The organism is Leucobacter tardus (assembly GCF_017583045.1).
Lineage (GTDB): Bacteria > Actinomycetota > Actinomycetes > Actinomycetales > Microbacteriaceae > Leucobacter > Leucobacter tardus.
The window spans coordinates 138,990-154,712 of sequence record NZ_JAGFBF010000004.1 but is presented as its reverse complement, the minus strand read 5'-3'; the positions used below and the strand labels follow the sequence as shown (position 1 = coordinate 154,712).

At 67.8% G+C, this 15,723-nt stretch carries 20 protein-coding genes; 1 reads left to right on the top strand and 19 read right to left on the bottom strand.

Annotated features, from left to right (window positions below):
• Positions 1-65 precede the first annotated feature (65 nt).
• From tsaD to glmS, 6 genes are read right to left on the bottom strand one after another with little or no spacing between them, the layout of a single operon-like run.
• A complete protein-coding gene (tsaD, locus tag J4H85_RS06305) occupies positions 66-1,175 on the bottom strand; it encodes a tRNA (adenosine(37)-N6)-threonylcarbamoyltransferase complex transferase subunit TsaD (protein ID WP_208237957.1) in 1,110 nt (369 codons plus the stop codon).
• Complete coding sequence (gene rimI / locus J4H85_RS06300; protein ID WP_208237955.1) at positions 1,172-1,663, bottom strand: ribosomal protein S18-alanine N-acetyltransferase; 492 nt, start codon at positions 1,661-1,663, stop codon at positions 1,172-1,174. Before rimI ends, tsaD begins: the two co-directional genes overlap by 4 nt.
• The gene (gene tsaB, locus J4H85_RS06295) at positions 1,660-2,331 is read right to left on the bottom strand and encodes a tRNA (adenosine(37)-N6)-threonylcarbamoyltransferase complex dimerization subunit type 1 TsaB (protein ID WP_307863462.1); all 672 of its coding nucleotides are present in this window, start codon (positions 2,329-2,331) and stop codon (positions 1,660-1,662) included. The genes rimI and tsaB overlap by 4 nt, the downstream gene beginning before the upstream one ends.
• Positions 2,328-2,879, bottom strand: a complete 552-nt coding sequence (gene tsaE / locus J4H85_RS06290) for a tRNA (adenosine(37)-N6)-threonylcarbamoyltransferase complex ATPase subunit type 1 TsaE (RefSeq protein WP_208237951.1) — start codon at positions 2,877-2,879, stop codon at positions 2,328-2,330. Before tsaE ends, tsaB begins: the two co-directional genes overlap by 4 nt.
• On the bottom strand, positions 2,876-3,244 hold the full coding sequence (locus J4H85_RS06285; protein WP_208237949.1) for a holo-ACP synthase: 369 nt from the start codon (positions 3,242-3,244) through the stop codon (positions 2,876-2,878). The genes tsaE and J4H85_RS06285 overlap by 4 nt, the downstream gene beginning before the upstream one ends.
• 20 nt (positions 3,245-3,264) lie before the next feature.
• Positions 3,265-5,115: a glutamine--fructose-6-phosphate transaminase (isomerizing) gene (gene glmS / locus J4H85_RS06280; protein ID WP_208237946.1), complete on the bottom strand. Its 1,851-nt coding sequence runs from the start codon at positions 5,113-5,115 to the stop codon at positions 3,265-3,267.
• Positions 5,116-5,147: 32 nt separating this feature from the next.
• Between glmS and coaA the strand changes: the two genes are divergently transcribed.
• Positions 5,148-6,116: a type I pantothenate kinase gene (gene coaA, locus J4H85_RS06275; RefSeq protein WP_208237944.1), complete on the top strand. Its 969-nt coding sequence runs from the start codon at positions 5,148-5,150 to the stop codon at positions 6,114-6,116.
• A 71-nt stretch (positions 6,117-6,187) separates the two neighbouring features.
• Here coaA and glmM read toward each other — a convergent pair whose 3' ends face one another.
• From glmM to secY, 13 genes are all read right to left on the bottom strand, one after another.
• On the bottom strand, positions 6,188-7,537 hold the full coding sequence (gene glmM / locus J4H85_RS06270) for a phosphoglucosamine mutase (RefSeq protein ID WP_208237942.1): 1,350 nt from the start codon (positions 7,535-7,537) through the stop codon (positions 6,188-6,190).
• Between the two features lie 14 nt (positions 7,538-7,551).
• Positions 7,552-8,037 (bottom strand): 30S ribosomal protein S9, encoded by a 486-nt coding sequence (gene rpsI / locus J4H85_RS06265; RefSeq protein ID WP_372440192.1) that lies wholly within the window; start codon positions 8,035-8,037, stop codon positions 7,552-7,554.
• A gap of 36 nt (positions 8,038-8,073) precedes the next feature.
• Complete coding sequence (gene rplM / locus J4H85_RS06260) at positions 8,074-8,520, bottom strand: 50S ribosomal protein L13 (RefSeq protein WP_208237938.1); 447 nt, start codon at positions 8,518-8,520, stop codon at positions 8,074-8,076.
• A gap of 158 nt (positions 8,521-8,678) precedes the next feature.
• Positions 8,679-9,623, bottom strand: coding sequence for a tRNA pseudouridine(38-40) synthase TruA (truA, locus tag J4H85_RS06255; RefSeq protein WP_307863459.1), 945 nt, complete (start codon positions 9,621-9,623; stop codon positions 8,679-8,681).
• Positions 9,624-9,737: 114 nt separating this feature from the next.
• Positions 9,738-10,265: a 50S ribosomal protein L17 gene (gene rplQ, locus J4H85_RS06250; RefSeq protein WP_208237936.1), complete on the bottom strand. Its 528-nt coding sequence runs from the start codon at positions 10,263-10,265 to the stop codon at positions 9,738-9,740.
• A gap of 39 nt (positions 10,266-10,304) precedes the next feature.
• The gene (locus J4H85_RS06245) at positions 10,305-11,291 is read right to left on the bottom strand and encodes a DNA-directed RNA polymerase subunit alpha (protein ID WP_208237934.1); all 987 of its coding nucleotides are present in this window, start codon (positions 11,289-11,291) and stop codon (positions 10,305-10,307) included.
• Between the two features lie 102 nt (positions 11,292-11,393).
• Positions 11,394-11,792 carry a 30S ribosomal protein S11 gene (rpsK, locus tag J4H85_RS06240; RefSeq protein ID WP_208237932.1) on the bottom strand — a complete coding sequence of 133 codons (399 nt, stop codon included), beginning with the start codon at positions 11,790-11,792 and terminating at the stop codon, positions 11,394-11,396.
• A gap of 50 nt (positions 11,793-11,842) precedes the next feature.
• Positions 11,843-12,211 (bottom strand): 30S ribosomal protein S13, encoded by a 369-nt coding sequence (gene rpsM, locus J4H85_RS06235; RefSeq protein ID WP_208237930.1) that lies wholly within the window; start codon positions 12,209-12,211, stop codon positions 11,843-11,845.
• Between the two features lie 139 nt (positions 12,212-12,350).
• Positions 12,351-12,464, bottom strand: a complete 114-nt coding sequence (gene rpmJ, locus J4H85_RS06230) for a 50S ribosomal protein L36 (protein WP_208237928.1) — start codon at positions 12,462-12,464, stop codon at positions 12,351-12,353.
• 68 nt (positions 12,465-12,532) lie between these two features.
• Positions 12,533-12,775: a translation initiation factor IF-1 gene (infA, locus tag J4H85_RS06225; protein WP_208237926.1), complete on the bottom strand. Its 243-nt coding sequence runs from the start codon at positions 12,773-12,775 to the stop codon at positions 12,533-12,535.
• A 130-nt stretch (positions 12,776-12,905) separates the two neighbouring features.
• The gene (gene map / locus J4H85_RS06220) at positions 12,906-13,745 is read right to left on the bottom strand and encodes a type I methionyl aminopeptidase (protein ID WP_208237924.1); all 840 of its coding nucleotides are present in this window, start codon (positions 13,743-13,745) and stop codon (positions 12,906-12,908) included.
• Complete coding sequence (locus tag J4H85_RS06215; RefSeq protein ID WP_208237922.1) at positions 13,746-14,336, bottom strand: adenylate kinase; 591 nt, start codon at positions 14,334-14,336, stop codon at positions 13,746-13,748.
• Complete coding sequence (gene secY / locus J4H85_RS06210) at positions 14,333-15,655, bottom strand: preprotein translocase subunit SecY (RefSeq protein ID WP_208237920.1); 1,323 nt, start codon at positions 15,653-15,655, stop codon at positions 14,333-14,335. Before secY ends, J4H85_RS06215 begins: the two co-directional genes overlap by 4 nt.
• Positions 15,656-15,723 lie beyond the last annotated feature (68 nt).

The window sequence follows — 15,723 nt, the reverse complement described above, 5'->3', positions numbered from 1 at the left end:
GGGTGTGCGTGCTCCGGGCCCGAGCGTGTCGGCCCGATACTCCTACGATATCGGTGCGGAGCGCGTCAAGCTCTGATGGTGGTGACCGGGAGCGTGGAATCGGCTCCGAACGCGAGCGTCGAGGGCGCTGCTCCCGCGGACACCAGCTGCGCGCCGAGCGAGGCGATCATCGCACCGTTGTCGGTGCAGAGCGCGAGCGGAGGCACCCGCAGCTCGACACCGGCAGCATCCGCGCGCTCAGCGGCGAGCGCCCGGACGCGCGCATTCGCCGCCACGCCGCCGCCGAGCAGCAATCGCGGCACGTCGAGGTCCCGGCACGCGGCGAGCGCCTTGGCGGTGAGCACATCGGCGACGGCTTCGCGGAAACTCGCGGCCACATCGGCGACCGGGATCTTCTCGCCCGCCGCTTCGCGCTGCTCGACCCACCGGGCGACCGACGTCTTGAGCCCGGAGAACGAGAAGTCGTAGCGGTGACGTTCGAGGTCTTTCGGGCGCGTGAGCCCGCGCGGGAATCGGATCGCCTGCGGATCGCCCGCCGCAGCGACGCGATCGATGTGGGGGCCGCCGGGGTAGGGCAGACCGAGCAGCCGTGCGACCTTGTCGAACGCCTCCCCCGCCGCGTCATCGATCGTCTCGCCGAGCATCTCGACGTCGGACACGAGGTCGCGGACGAGCAGGAGCGAGGTGTGTCCGCCCGAGACCAGGAGCGCGACGGTGGGGAGTTCGAGCTTTCCGACCGTCCCGTGCGTCTCTCGCAGTCCGTTGCCCTGCAGCACGTCGGCGCCCACATGTCCGACAAGGTGATTGACGGCGTAGAGCGGCACATCGAGGGAGAGCGCCAGCGCCTTCGCCGCAGCGACACCGACCATCAGCGCCCCGGCGAGGCCCGGCCCGGAGGTCACGGCGATCGCGTCGAGGTCGGTGAGCGTCACACCGGCGTCGGCGACGGCGCGCTCGATGGTCGGCGCGATGGCCTCGACATGGGCGCGCGCGGCGACCTCGGGAATGACGCCGCCGAACCGCGCGTGCTCGTCCATCGACGACGCCACCGCATTCGCGAGCAGCGTGCGTCCGCGTACGATGCCGACGCCCGTCTCATCGCAGCTGGTCTCGATCCCGAGCACCAGCGGTCCGTCGTTCTCGGGCCGAGAAGCGATGTGCTCGTCTGCCGTCATCCGTCCACCGATGCCTTTCCTGTGTCGCGCCGCATCACGATCGCGTCGACGCCGTCCGGCTGATAATACTCGCGGCGCACCGCGATCGGTGCGAAGCCGAGCGACGCGTAGAGTCCGCGCGCCACGGGGTTGTCGGCGCGCACCTCGAGGAACAGTTCTGCGACGCCGCGCTGCTCCGCCTCGACGATGATCGCTTCCATGAGGCGTCGGCCGTATCCGGCACCGCGCACCGATCCGTCGACGGCGATCGTCTGGATGTCGCCCTGCGTCCCCACGGCGAGCAGACCGCCGTATCCGCGCACGACCCCCGCGACCTCGAGCACGAGATAGATGCGATGCGGACCCGCCAGCTCGTCGGCCAGCGTCGCCGCACTCCACGCATCGGTGCCGAAGGTCTCGAGCTCGATGGCGTGGATCGCGTCGAAGTCCGCGTCGGTCGAGCGTCGCAGTGCACCGTCACCGAGGTCCGAGCCGGCCGCACCGTTCACGTGCTCACCCGCTTCGGGGCCGAGGGCTGCTGCACATCGGGCTGACGAAGATAGAGCGGACGGTTCGGCGCGAACGCGCGTCCGGAGACGAGCCGCCGTTCCGCGAGCCGAACGAGCTGTCCCGCGGGAATCCCGGTCGGCCAGATGTCACCCGGTTCATCGATGAGCGATGCGCGCGACAGCAGCGACGAATCATGGCGTCGCTGCGGAATCCCCGCGTCGTCGAGGCCCGCGTACGCGGTCACGAACAGTTCGCGCCGCTTCGCATCCTGCAGCACGCGCGGCTGCGCCACGGAGCCGGCTTCGAGCACGGCGAGCGCGACGCCCTCATGCCCCTGCACCGGCAGCAGCGGAATGCCCCGTCCGGTCGCGAAGGCGGTGGCGGCCGCGATACCGACGCGGAGGCCGGTGAACGGGCCCGGGCCGATGCCCACGACGACCGCCGTCGTCTCGGCGGGGGTCGCGCCGGCCTCGGCGTACGCACGGGCGATGAGGTCGCCGATGACCTCGGCGTGCCGCCTCGGGTCGTCGCTCGAGACCTCGACGATGCGTGCGGGAGTGCCGACGGCGACGCTCGACCCCATGGCGGTGTCGATCGAGAGCAGCACGCCGACCTCACGGGAATCGGCGGGGGCGCGATGCGTCTCGGTCACTCTCAACTCGGTCACAGCGGGAGATCTCCACTCGTCCATCGGTCGCCGTACGCGACGACCCTCACGGTTCGCGGCTCCACGAGCTCTGCGTCCCAGTCGATGCGCTCACGTGCCGATCCGGCCGCTCGATCCGCCGCGCCGGCTCCGTCCGCGCCCGTCGGTCGATCGATCACGACCTCCAGCCACGACGCGCGCGCGGCGATGAGCCCGGCGCCCCACTCGGCCACGACGACCGAGCCCGCGAAGTCGAGGTCCAGATCCTCGGCTTCGGTCGCATCGGCCAGACGGTACGCATCGACATGCACGAGCGGCGGTCCGCCGATGAGCGACGGGTGCGTCCGCGCGAGCACGAACGTCGGACTCGTCACCGGCCCGCGCACACCGAGACCCTCGCCGATCCCTCGGGTGAGCGTCGTCTTGCCCGCCCCGAGCGGCCCGGTGAGGATCACGAGATCCCCCGCACGCAGCGCGTGACCGAGACGCACGCCGAGGTCGTGCATCGCCTCGGGATCGGCGATCCGCAGCGTGCGCTCTCCAGCGGCGGGCGCCGCGCCCGAACTCATACGGTTCCTTCCTCACGAGCCTCGACCACGACGAATGCGGTCGCGAAACCGCCATCGTGCGTCATCGACAGGTGCACGCGGCCGATGCCGAGCGCCTGCAGCCCCTGCTCGAGGCCGGGTGTCGCCGCGAACGCCGGAGCACGATCCGCATCGCGTTCGATGACGAGATCCTGCCACCCGAGGCTGCCGGAACCGCGCAGCGCCTTGACGAGCGCCTCTTTCGCCGCGAAGCGCGCGGCCAGCGACGGGACGGCGAGCGTCCGCTCTGCGGGGGCGAACAGTCGCGCCCGCAGCGCCGGAGCGGACTCCAGGTGGCGCGCGAACCGTTCGATGTCGACCGTGTCGACCCCGATCCCGCGAATCATCGCCGTGCTGCCGCCCGCGCTTACTCGACCGTGACCGACTTGGCCAGGTTTCGCGGCTGATCCACGTCGAGACCCTTCGCGGTCGACAGCTCGAGGGCGAACCACTGCAGCGGGACGACCTGCAGCAGCGGCTCGAACAGCGCGTCGGCGAGAGGAAGTCGGATCACGTCGTCCGCATACGGCAGCACCGAGGTGTCCCCCACCTCGACGATCGCGATGACACGGGCGCCGCGGGCACGGATCTCCTGGATGTTGGACACGACCTTGGAGTGCATGATCGGCGCGGTGCGCGGGCTCGGCACGATCACGAACACCGGCTGGCCGTGGTCGATCAGCGCGATCGGGCCGTGCTTGAGCTCGCCTGCGGCGAACCCTTCGGCGTGGATGTACGCGATCTCCTTCAGCTTCAGCGCGCCCTCGAGCGCCGTCGGGTAGCCGACGTGACGGCCGAGGAAAAGCACCGATCGGGTATCCGCCATCCAGTGGGCGAGCTGCGCGACCTGCTCGTGCGTGGCGACGGCCTCGCGGAACTTCTCGGGCAGCTCATCCAGCTGGTGCGCAGCCTGCTGCGTCTCCTCCGCGGACATCGTCCCGCGCACCCGAGCGATGTGCAGCCCGATGAGGTAGAGGGCGGTGATCTGAGCCACGTAGGCCTTCGTCGATGCGACGGCGACCTCGGGGCCGGCGTGCGTGTACACGGCCGCGTGCGACTCCCGCGGAATGGTCGCGCTCTGCGTGTTGCAGACCGAAATGGTCTTCACGCCGCGCTCCACCGCATACTTGACCGCCATGAGCGTGTCCATCGTCTCGCCCGACTGGCTCACCGAGATCAGCAGGGTGCGATCGGTGAGCACCGGATCGCGGTAGCGGAACTCGTGGCTCAGCTGCACCTCGACGGGCACGCGCGCCCACTGCTCGATCGCGTACGTGCCGGTCATCCCGGCGTACGAGGCGGTCCCGCAGGCGATGATGATGATGCGATCGATATTCCGCAGCACCTCGTCGCCGAGGGCGGTGAGCTCGGGGATCTCGACCTGACCATCGTGCAGGCGTCCGCGAATGGTGTTCGCGACGGCATCGGGCTGATCGTTGATCTCCTTCGCCATGAAGGAGGACCACCCGCCCTTGTCCGCGGCTTCGGCGTCCCACGCCACCTCGAACTCCTCGAACTCGACCGGTTCGCCGGCGAACGTCGAGATGCGCACCTCTTCCGGCGTGATGACGGCGATATTGTCCTCGTCCACGGCGACCGCGCGCTGCGTGAAACTGACGAATGCCGCCACATCGGATCCGAGGAAGTTCTCGCCCTCGCCGATACCGACCACGAGCGGGGAGTTGTGCCGCGCCGACACGACCTTGCCCGGCTCGTCGCGGTGCATCGCGAGGAGTGTGAAGGTGCCTTCGAGCCGCGGCACGAGCCCGCGGAACGCGGACTCGAGATCCTCGCCCTGCGCCACGCGGTGCCCGAGGAGCGCCGCGACGACCTCGGTGTCGGTCTCGCTCTCGAGCGCGATGCCCGCGGCTTCGGCCTCTTCGCGCAGCGCGGCGAAGTTCTCGATGATCCCGTTGTGGATCAGCGCCAGCTTGCCGTCGTCACCCAGGTGCGGGTGCGCGTTGACGTCCGTCGGGCCACCGTGGGTCGCCCACCGCGTGTGCCCGATGCCGGTATTCGTCGCCTCGACGGGCTGCACCTCGAGGAGCTCCTCCAGGCGCGCGAGCTTGCCCGCCTTCTTCCGCGTCGTGATGGACCCCTCAGGGGTCGACACCGCGATTCCGGCGGAGTCGTACCCGCGGTACTCCAGGCGGCGCAGGCCGCTGATCAGTGCATCGACCGTGTCGTTCGGGCCGACATATCCCACAATTCCACACATGGACTCTAGTTTAGTGGCACGATGAGTGAACCATGACAGACCGCACCACGGACACGCAGGCCCTTATCAGGCCCGACCTCACCTCGCCGTTCACGGAGATCGGCCGCGACGCCTGGTCCCGGCTCGCGGGCGAGACGCCCATGCCGCTCACCGAGGTCGAGATCGACGCGTTCCGCGGCCTCGGCGAACCGCTCGACATGGCCGAGGTGAGCGCCGTGTACCGACCCATCAGTCGGCTCATCAACCAGTACGCCATCGCCGCGCGCGAGATGCACGAGCGCACGCGCGGCTTTCTCGGATTGAACGGCGAGCGCCAGAGCCCGTTCGTCATCGGCGTCGCCGGATCGGTGGCGGTCGGCAAGTCCACCGTCGCGCGCATCCTGCGCGATCTGCTCGCGCGCTGGCCGGAGACGCCGAACGTGCAGATCGTCACGACCGACGGCTTCCTCTTCCCAAACGCCGAACTCGAACGACGCGGCATCATGCACCGCAAAGGATTTCCCGAGTCCTACGACCGGCGTTCCCTGCTGCGGTTCGTGTCGCAGGTCAAGGCGGGGGTCCCCGAGGTGTGCGCGCCCCACTACGACCACCTCACGTACGACATCGTGCCGGGCGAGGTGACGATCGTCCAGCGGCCGGACATCCTGATCATCGAAGGCTTGAACGTGCTGCAGCCGCCGTCGACAGCGCACCCGCTCGCAGTGAGCGACCTCTTCGACTTCTCGGTATACGTCGACGCCCGCACCGCCGATATCCGGCGGTGGTATCAGGAGCGCTTCCTCCGCCTGCGCGAGCACGCCTTCAGCAACCCGTCATCCCACTTCCGTCGGTTCGCCGGACTCGACGACGACACCGCGATCGCGCTCGCCAACGAGTTCTGGACGAACATCAACGAACCGAACCTCGTCGAGAACATCCGTCCGACCCGCGCGCGCGCCACGCTGGTCCTCCGAAAGGAAGCCGACCACCGCGTGCAGAAGGTGCTCCTGAGGAAGATGTGAGCGTTCGGCGGCGCGCACGCCGCCCAATCAGGCGGTGCGACCCCTCGCGTCGCGTCGCGCGTCGCTCCGCGTCAGACGGCGAGGCGGTCGCGCACCACCGCGGCAAGATCATCGGCGAGCTGCTGCGCGAGTTCGGTCTCGGCGGCCTCCACCATGACGCGGACGACCGGTTCGGTTCCGGACGGGCGCAGCAGGACGCGGCCGTTGCCCGCGAGCACCGTCTCCGCCTGGGTCACGGCGGACTGCAGCACGTCATCGGTGTGCACTCCGGCTCGGTCGACGCCCTTCACATTCACGAGCACCTGCGGATACACCTGCATGCACTCGGCGAGCTCGGCGAGCGACTTTCCGCTGCGCACGACCTCCAGGGCGATGTGCAGTCCGGTGAGGATGCCGTCGCCCGTCGTGGCGTGATCGCTCATGATGACGTGGCCCGACTGCTCGCCGCCGAGCGAATAGCCGTGCTCGTTGATCGCCTCGAGCACGTAGCGGTCGCCCACCCCGGTCTCGACGACGTCGATGCCGCGATCGGCCATGGCCAGTTTGAGTCCGAGGTTGCTCATCACCGTCGCGACGAGGGTGTGCTGATGCAGCTTGCCGCGCTCGGCCATCGACAGTGCGAGGATCGCCATGATCTTGTCGCCGTCGATGACGGTGCCGTCTGCGTCGACGGCGAGGCAGCGGTCGGCATCGCCGTCGTGGGCGATACCGAGGTCGGCGCCGACCTCACGCACACGTGCGATGAGCGGCTCCAAGTGCGTCGACCCGATGCCGTCGTTGATGTTGAAGCCGTCGGGATCGTTGCCGATCACGGTGACACGTGCACCGGCGTCGGCGAACGCATCGGGCGAAATGCCGGCTGCCGCCCCGTGGGCGCAGTCGAGCACGACGTGGATGCCGTCGAGCCGCGTACCCTCGAGCGTGCCGAGCAGGTGCACGAGGTACCGGTCCTCGGCGTCGGCGAATCGTCGGATCCGGCCGACCTCGCGACCGGTCACGGCGACGATGGGGCCGGCCATGGCCGCCTCGATCTCGTCCTCGATACTGTCGGCGAGCTTGCGCCCACCCGCAGCGAAGAATTTGATGCCGTTGTCGGGCGCCGGGTTGTGCGAGGCGGAGACCATCACGCCGAAGTCGGCGCCGGTGTCGGCGACGAGGTAGGCGGCTGCGGGAGTCGGGATCACTCCTGCGTCGAGCACATCGACGCCGGCTGCCGCGAGCCCGGCGGAGACCGCCGAGGCGATGAACTCACCGGAGACACGGGGGTCTCGCGCCACCACGGCGGTCGCGCGACGGCTCTCGGCCCGGGCGGAACGCCCGAGCACGAGAGCCGCTGCATGAGCGAGGCCGAGAGCCAGCTCGGCCGTCACATCGACGCCGGCCAGCCCGCGCACCCCGTCGGTGCCAAAAAGGCGTGCCATCAGTGCGTCGCGGGTTAGCGCTTCGAGTACTGAGGTGCCTTGCGGGCCTTCTTGAGGCCGGCCTTCTTGCGCTCCTTGATGCGCGCGTCGCGGCTCAGGAAGCCGGACTTCTTCAGCGTCGGGCGGTTGTGCTCCGCGTCGATCTCGTTGAGCGCGCGAGCGATCGCGAGACGCAGCGCGCCGGCCTGACCCGAGGGGCCACCGCCGACGATGCGGGCGATCACGTCGTACGAGCCGCTGAGCTCGAGCACCGTGAACGGATCGGTGATGAGCTGCTGGTGCAGCTTGTTCGGGAAGTAGTCGGCGAACTCGCGACCGTTCACGCGGATCTCGCCCGAACCGGGAACGAGGCGCACGCGCGCGATGGCCTGCTTGCGACGGCCCACTGCTGCACCGGGAACGGTGAGCGCGGGGCGCGGGGTCGCTTCGGTGGCCTGCGAAGCCGGGGTCTCGGTGCTGTAGCTCTCAGTGGCCACGGTCTGCTCTGGGGTGCTCACGATGTGTGGTGTCCTTCTCTCAAAGTCTCTCGAGCCGCGTTACTGCGCGACCTGGCCGATGGTGTAGGCGGTCGGCTGCTGCGCAGCGTGGGGGTGCTCCGAGCCGGCGTAGACGCGCAGCTTGCGGAACAGGTCAGCACCCAGCGAGTTCTTCGGCAGCATGCCGCGGATCGCCTTCTCGACGGCGCGCTCGGGGTTCTTCTCGAGCAGCTCGGTGTAGCTGACCGACTTCAGGCCGCCCGGGTAGCCCGAGTGACGGTAGGCGCGCTTGCGATCCGCCTTGTTCGAGGTGAGGACCACCTTGTCGGCGTTGATGATGATGACGTGATCGCCCATGTCCATGTGGGGGGCGAACGTGGTCTTGTGCTTGCCGCGGAGCAGAGCTGCGGCGGTCGTGGCGAGGCGCCCGAGCACCACGTCGGCTGCGTCGATGACGAGCCAATCGTGCGTCCGGTCAGCGGCCTTCGGCGAGTAAGTGCGAGTCACTGTCGTGCTGCTTTCTGTCGAAATGGAGGTGTTCGTGTATCCCGCTCCGGTGGTGATTCGCGGACGTCGGTCCGCGAGCCGACCCATGGAGGGCTCAACATTTCGGTGCGCGCTCACGAATGGGCACGCACCAAGGGTCTACTTTAGCACACGTCGTCTCAGCGGTCCCGCTCTCCCCGCTCCAGCACCCAAGGTAGCTCGGACCGTCGCGCGCGCGTCGCGGCCGCCCGGGCACCGAGACCGTCGTCATCGGGGTAGCCGATCGCTTCGAGGCTGAGCCCGTGGGCCGGCATGACGGTGAACCGACTGGTGCGCACGCGGGCGTGCAGGATCTCCGTCAGTTCCTCCTCCGGCAGCCGACCCGCGCCCACTGCGACGACGCCGCCGACGAGGGCTCGCACCATCGAGTGGCAGAACGCGTCCGCTGCGATTCGGGCGGCGAACGCGCCGTCCTCCGTTTCGCGCCAGCTGAACTCGAGGAGCGTCCGCACGGCAGTCGCACCCTCGCGCGCCTTGCAGAAGCTCGTGAAGTCGTTCAACCCGAGCAGCCGTTCGGATGCTCGGCGCATCCGCCGCAGGTCGAGCGGTCGCGGCACATCAACGGTGAACCGCGATGTCAGCGGGTCGGGCGGAGCGGCCTCGTCGCGGATCCGGTACTCGTACCGTCGCTCGAGTGCGGAGAATCGGGCGTCGAACGCGGGTGGGGCGAGCGTCACGCTCCGGATCGCGATGTCCGGAGCCGACCGACGCAGCGCACCCTGCAGGCGACGAGCGCGCAGACGCGCCGCTTCGGCGCCCTCCAGTCCCGGACCGGCGCCGCGGCCGTTCCAGCGCGCGAGCTGCTCCGCGGTCACGTCGAGATGGGCGACCTGCCCCCGAGCGTGGACACCCGCATCGGTGCGGCCGCCCACGGTCAGGCTCACCGCGGCCCGGTCGGCCCGCAGCACCGTCGCGAGCGCTGCTTCGAGTTCGCCCTGCACCGTTCGCAGCCCGGGCTGGGCCGCCCACCCGTGGAAGTCCGTCCCGTCGTACCCGAGGTCCAGACGCACGCGGAGTTCGGGCTCGATCGACGACGCTGCAGGCGTGGAGGGGAGGACGGTCACCCACCCATTCTCTCAGCCGCGCGCACGAACGAGCGACCGCCCGCCCCGTGCACACGCACGAACGCCCCGTGAGTCACCGGGACTCGCGGGGCGTTCGGGCGTGCGGGAGACGGACTACTGGGTCTTCTCCTCGGCGGGAGCCTCAGCGGTCTCCTCGGCCTCTGCCTCGGGCGCGGTCTCCTCCGCAGGAGCCTCGACGGTCTCCTCAGCGGGGGCCTCGGTCTCCTCGGCGGGCGCTTCTTCAGCGACCGGAGCCGCATGCGCGGCCTTCGGCTTCGATGCGACGGGCTCGAGCACGAGCTCGATGATCGCGAGCGGCGCATTGTCGCCCTTGCGGAAGCCCGTCTTGACGATGCGGGTGTAACCACCCTGGCGGTCTTCGACCTGCGGTGCGATCTCGGTGAAGAGCTCGTGAACGACCGACTTGTCGAGCACCTGACGCATCACGCGACGGCGAGCGTGCAGATCCCCGCGCTTCGCGAAGGTTACGAGACGCTCAGCGATGGGCTGCAGGCGCTTCGCCTTGGTCTCCGTCGTCTGGATGCGCTTGTGCTCGAACAGCTGCGAAGCCATCTGGTTGAGCATGAGGCGCTCGTGAGCGGGTCCGCCTCCGAGGCGGGGGCCCTTGGTGGGCTTGGGCATGGTATCTCCTGAGGTGTGCGATCGACCGGCGGGCGATCGTTAGTTGCTGTCGTCTTCGTAGCTGTAGAACTGCGCGCCATCGAAACCGGGCACGGCGTCCTTCAGCGACAGTCCCATCTCGGTGAGCTTGTCGCGCACCTCGAAGACGGACTTCTGACCGAAGTTGCGGATGTTCATCAGCTGAGCTTCGGAGAGAGCCAGGAGCTCGCTCACGGTGTTGATGCCCTCGCGCTTCAGGCAGTTGTAGCTGCGCACGGAGAGATCAAGATCCTCGATCGGGATCGAGAGCTCGCCATCCGACGCGACCTCGACCGGCGCGGGACCGATCTCGACGCCTTCAGCCGCCGTGTTCAGCTCGCGGGCGAGGCCGAACAGCTCGACGAGCGTCGATCCTGCCGACGCGATCGCGTCGCGCGGGGTGATGGCAGGCTTCGTCTCGACATCGACCACGAGGCGGTCGAAGTCGGTGCGCTCACCGGCGCGCGTCGCCTCGACGCGGTAGGTGACCTTGAGCACGGGCGAGTAGATCGAGTCGACCGGAATCCGGCCGACCTCAGCGTCTTCGTTGCGGTTCTGCGCTGCCGAGACGTACCCGCGGCCGCGCTCGACCGTCAGCTCGAGCTCGAACTGCGCGTCCTCGCCGAGCGTGGCGATGACGAGCTCGGGATTGCGCACCTCGACGCCCGCCGGAGCGGAGATGTCGGCCGCAGTCACTTCGCCGGCACCCGTCTTGCGCAGGTAGGCGGTGATCGGCTCATCGTGCTCGCTGGAGACGACGAGTCCCTTGATGTTGAGGATGATCTCGGTGACGTCCTCGGTCACGCCGGGAATGGTCGTGAACTCGTGCGCCACGCCCTCGAAACGAACACTGGTGACGGCTGCACCGGGGATCGACGAGAGCAGCGTGCGGCGGAGCGAGTTGCCCAGGGTGTAGCCGAAGCCGGGCTCGAGGGGCTCGATCGCGAAACGCGAGCGGTACTCGGAGAGGGGTTCTTCAGTCAGAGTGGGTCGCTGTGCAATCAGCACGGTATGGGGTCCTTTCGCTGGAGTCCGCTATATGACTCATGCGGTATCGGGATGTGGGGGTTGACGGCGGAGCCGGAGCTCCGCCGTCGCGCGCTCGACTCCTTAGACGCGGCGCCGCTTGGGCGGGCGGCAGCCGTTGTGCGTCTGAGGGGTGACGTCGTTGATCGAGCCGACCTCGAGGCCCGCTGCCTGCAGCGAGCGGATCGCGGTCTCTCGTCCCGAGCCGGGACCCTTGACGAAGATGTCGACCTTCTTCATCCCGTGCTCCTGCGCCTTGCGCGCTGCGGACTCCGCGGCGAGCTGGGCGGCGAAGGGGGTCGACTTGCGCGAACCCTTGAAGCCGACGCCGCCGGACGAAGCCCAGCTGATCACGGCCCCGCTGGGATCAGTGATGGAAACGATGGTGTTGTTGAAGGTCGACTTGATGTGGGCCTGGCCCACTGCGACGTTCTTCTTATCCTTGCGACGCGGCTTGCGAGCCGCGGTCTTGGGTGCAGCCATGAGTGGTGTCTTCTCCTGAAAAGCTCTGTGATCTGGGTCGCGAACCGCGATTACTTCTTCTTGCCGGCGACGGTGCGCTTCGGGCCCTTACGGGTACGAGCGTTCGTCTTGGTGCGCTGACCGTGCACCGGCAGGCCCTTGCGGTGACGAAGACCCTGGTAGCTTCCGGTTTCGACCTTGCGGCGGATGTCCGCGGCGACCTCGCGTCGCAGATCGCCCTCAACCGTGAACGTCGCTTCGATGTAGTCACGAAGTGCGACGAGCTGCTCATCGCTGAGATCCTTGACGCGGATGTTCCCGTCGACCTGGGTCTCGGCGAGCGCCTTCAGCGCGCTCGTGCGTCCAACGCCGTAGATGTACGTGAGTGCGATCTCCACGCGCTTGTCGCGTGGGATATCGACTCCTGCGAGACGTGCCATGCTGGCTCTCCTCTAACTGTGGTGGAGGTATGGTGCGCATCGGGGGTTCGGGCCTCCGTCCCGAGGTGTCCCCCGCCTGGCGTGCGGGCGGGTTCTTCGATGCGCTGGATCGATTATTGAGTTGTGTCCGTGCTCTGGACTAGCCCTGGCGCTGCTTGTGGCGCGGGTTGTCGCAGATCACCATGACGCGGCCGTGGCGGCGGATGACCTTGCACTTGTCGCAGATCTTCTTGACGCTGGGCTTGACCTTCATGATGGTTCCTTCGTGATGCTCGCTGTCCTCGTACCCGCGGGGTGCCGCGGGTCGTTACTTCGGAGTGCCTACTTGTGGCGGTAGACGATTCGTCCGCGGGTGAGGTCGTACGGGGTCAGCTCTACGACCACGCGGTCCTCGGGGAGGATGCGGATGTAGTGCTGACGCATTTTGCCAGAGATGTGACCCAGGACGATGTGGCCGTTCGTCAGCTCCACGCGGAACTGGGCATTGGGCAGCGCTTCGAGCACGCGTCCCTCAACCTCAATGACGCCTTCTTTATCCTTCTGGGCACGTTCTTTCTTGGCCATAGCCTCACTATCGCTTCGGTTCGTGAACACTCGTCATGCGAATGCTCTGCTGGGAAACGGCAACACCGAATCCAGGCGCAAAGCACCAAAGACCAACAGTACTCCGAAACGCCCGAGATGTAAAGGCAGGTCAGGGGATCGGGACGGGTGTCACACCCAGTGGAGCGAGACCAGCGGCTCCCCCGTCGTCGGCGGTGAGGACCCAGATGCCGTCGCGGTGCACGGCCACGGAGTGCTCCCACTGCGCGCTCATGGAGCCGTCGGCCATCGCGACGGTCCAGTTGTCGCTCCGGGTGACCGTGTCGATCCCCCCGGCCGAGATGATGGGCTCGATGGCGACGACGAGTCCGGGCTTCACCTCAGGGCCCTTGCGGCCGACGGGGTAGTTGAACACCGGCGGATCCTCGTGCATGCGGCGACCGATGCCGTGACCGATGTAGTCCTCGAGAATGCCGAACTCGCTGACGTCTTCGACGTACTCGGCGATCGTCTCCCCCACCTCGTTGAGGTGCCGCGCCGAGGCGAGCTTCGCGATCCCACGCCACATGGCCTGCTCCGTCACGTGGCTCAGGCGCTCGTTCGCGTCCGTCAGCTCCGGCCGCTCGGGGTCGGGCAGGACGGCGGTGAACGCCGAATCGCCGTTCCAGCCGTCGACCACCGCACCCGCGTCCACCGCGATGATGTCGCCGGGCTCGAGCGGACGGTCCGTCGGAATCGCGTGCACGACGCTCTCGTTGACGTTGGCGCAGATCGTGTGCCGATACCCCGGCTCGAGCATGAAGTTCGGGTCGCCGCCCCGTGCACGGATCGCCGCTTCCGCGAGGGCATCGAGTTCGAGCGGCGTCACACCCGGTCGAATCGCCGCGCGCGCCGCACTGAGCGCCGCCGCCGTCGCCTCACCCGGCGCCCGCATCAGGCGCAGCTGTGCCGGGGACTTGTAGATCGAGCGGCGAATCAGGCCTCGTGCCATTTAGCGCGCACCCAGATGAGCGTCGAGCCCCGCGCGGATACGCTCCGACACCTCGTCGATCGAGCCGAGACCGTCGACACGGACCAGAATGCCGCGCTCGGTGAACAGCTGCACGAGGGGCGCGGTCTGCTCGGCGTACACCTCCTGCCGGTGCCTGATGACCTCTTCGGTGTCGTCGACGCGACCCTCGATCGTCGCGCGCTTGATGAGGCGAGCGACGACCTCCTCGGTATCGGCGTCGAGCAGGACCACCGCGTCCAGCGAGTCTCCGTGGAGCATCTCGTCGAGCGCGTGCACCTGCTCGACATTGCGCGGGTAGCCGTCGAGCAAAAATCCGTGCGCGACATCGTCCTGCTGAAGACGGTCTTCGACGATGCGGTTGGTCAGCGAGTCCGGCACGAGTTCGCCGCGCTCGATGACCGCCTGCACCTGCTGACCGAGCTCGGTCTGCCCCTTGATGTTCGCCCGGAAGATATCGCCGGTCGAGATCGCGGGAACGTCGTAGCGCTCGGTGATCTTCGCGGCCTGGGTCCCCTTGCCTGCTCCGGGCGGGCCGATGATGAGCAGACGCGTGGTACGGGAATCGGTCACTTGAGGAGCCCTTCGTAGTGGCGCTGCTGCAGCTGCGCGTCGATCTGCTTCACCGTCTCGAGTCCGACGCCGACGATGATGAGGATCGAAGCGCCGCCGAACGGGAAGTTCTGGTTCGCACCGAAGAACGAGAGCGCGATGAGCGGGATGAGCGCGATCACGCCGAGGTAGAGCGATCCGGCGCTGGTGATGCGGGTAAGCACGTAGTTGAGGTACTCCGCCGTGGGGCGACCCGCGCGGATGCCCGGAACGAACCCGCCGTACTTCTTCATATTGTCGGCGACCTCCTCCGGGTTGAAGGTGATCTGCACGTAGAAGAAGGTGAAGCCGATCGTGAGCAGGAAGAACACGAGCATGTAGAACGGCTGATCGCCCTGGACGAGGTTGTTCGAGATCCAGACCACCCAGGGCTGCGGCTCTTCGCCGATGCCCGGCTCGTTGAACTGCGCGATGAGCATCGGCAGGTACAGGATCGCCGAGGCGAAGATCACGGGGATCACACCAGCCATGTTGACCTTGATCGGAATGTAGGTGCTCGACCCGCCATACGTGCGGCGGCCGACGACGCGCTTCGCGTACTGCACCGGAATGCGACGCTGCGACTGCTCGACGAAGACGACCGCGGCGATCACAACGAGGCCGACCGCGATGACGAGGAAGAAGACCTCCCAGCCTTCCGACTCGCGAATGATCCAGAGCGCACCGGGGAAGGTGGCGGCGATCGAGGTGAAGATCAGCAGCGACATCCCGTTGCCGATGCCGCGCTCGGTGATGAGCTCACCGAACCACATGATGAGGCCGGTACCCGCGGTCATCGTCATGATGAGGATCAGGATCGACCACCACTCCTGCGAGATGAGGTTCTGGCACGCCGCGTTCGCCGAGGCGCCGAAGAGCATGCCGGCGCGGGCGACCGTCACGAGCGTGGTGGCCTGCAGGATCGCGAGTGCGATCGTGAGGTAGCGGGTGTACTGCGTCAGCTTCGCCTGGCCCGCCTGACCCTCCTTGTGGAGCGCCTCGAAGTGCGGGATGACGACGCGGAGCAACTGGGTGATGATCGACGCCGTGATGTAGGGCATGATCCCGAGCGCGAAGATGGACAGCTGCAGCAGCGCACCGCCGCTGAACAGGTTGATCATCTGGTACAGGCCGGAGGTATCCGCCTGGTTCGCCACGAGACACGCCTGCACGTTGTTGTAGTTGACGAATGGTCCCGGAACGAACGAGCCGAGCCGGAACAGCGTGACGATCGCGAGCGTGAAGACAATCTTCCGCCGGAGATCGGGCGTCTTGAAGATACGACCGATGGCGCTAAACAAATCTTGCCTCCTGAAAGATGTCGCGACAGACGCGACCGAACACGGAAAACCAGTACCCCAGCCTACAC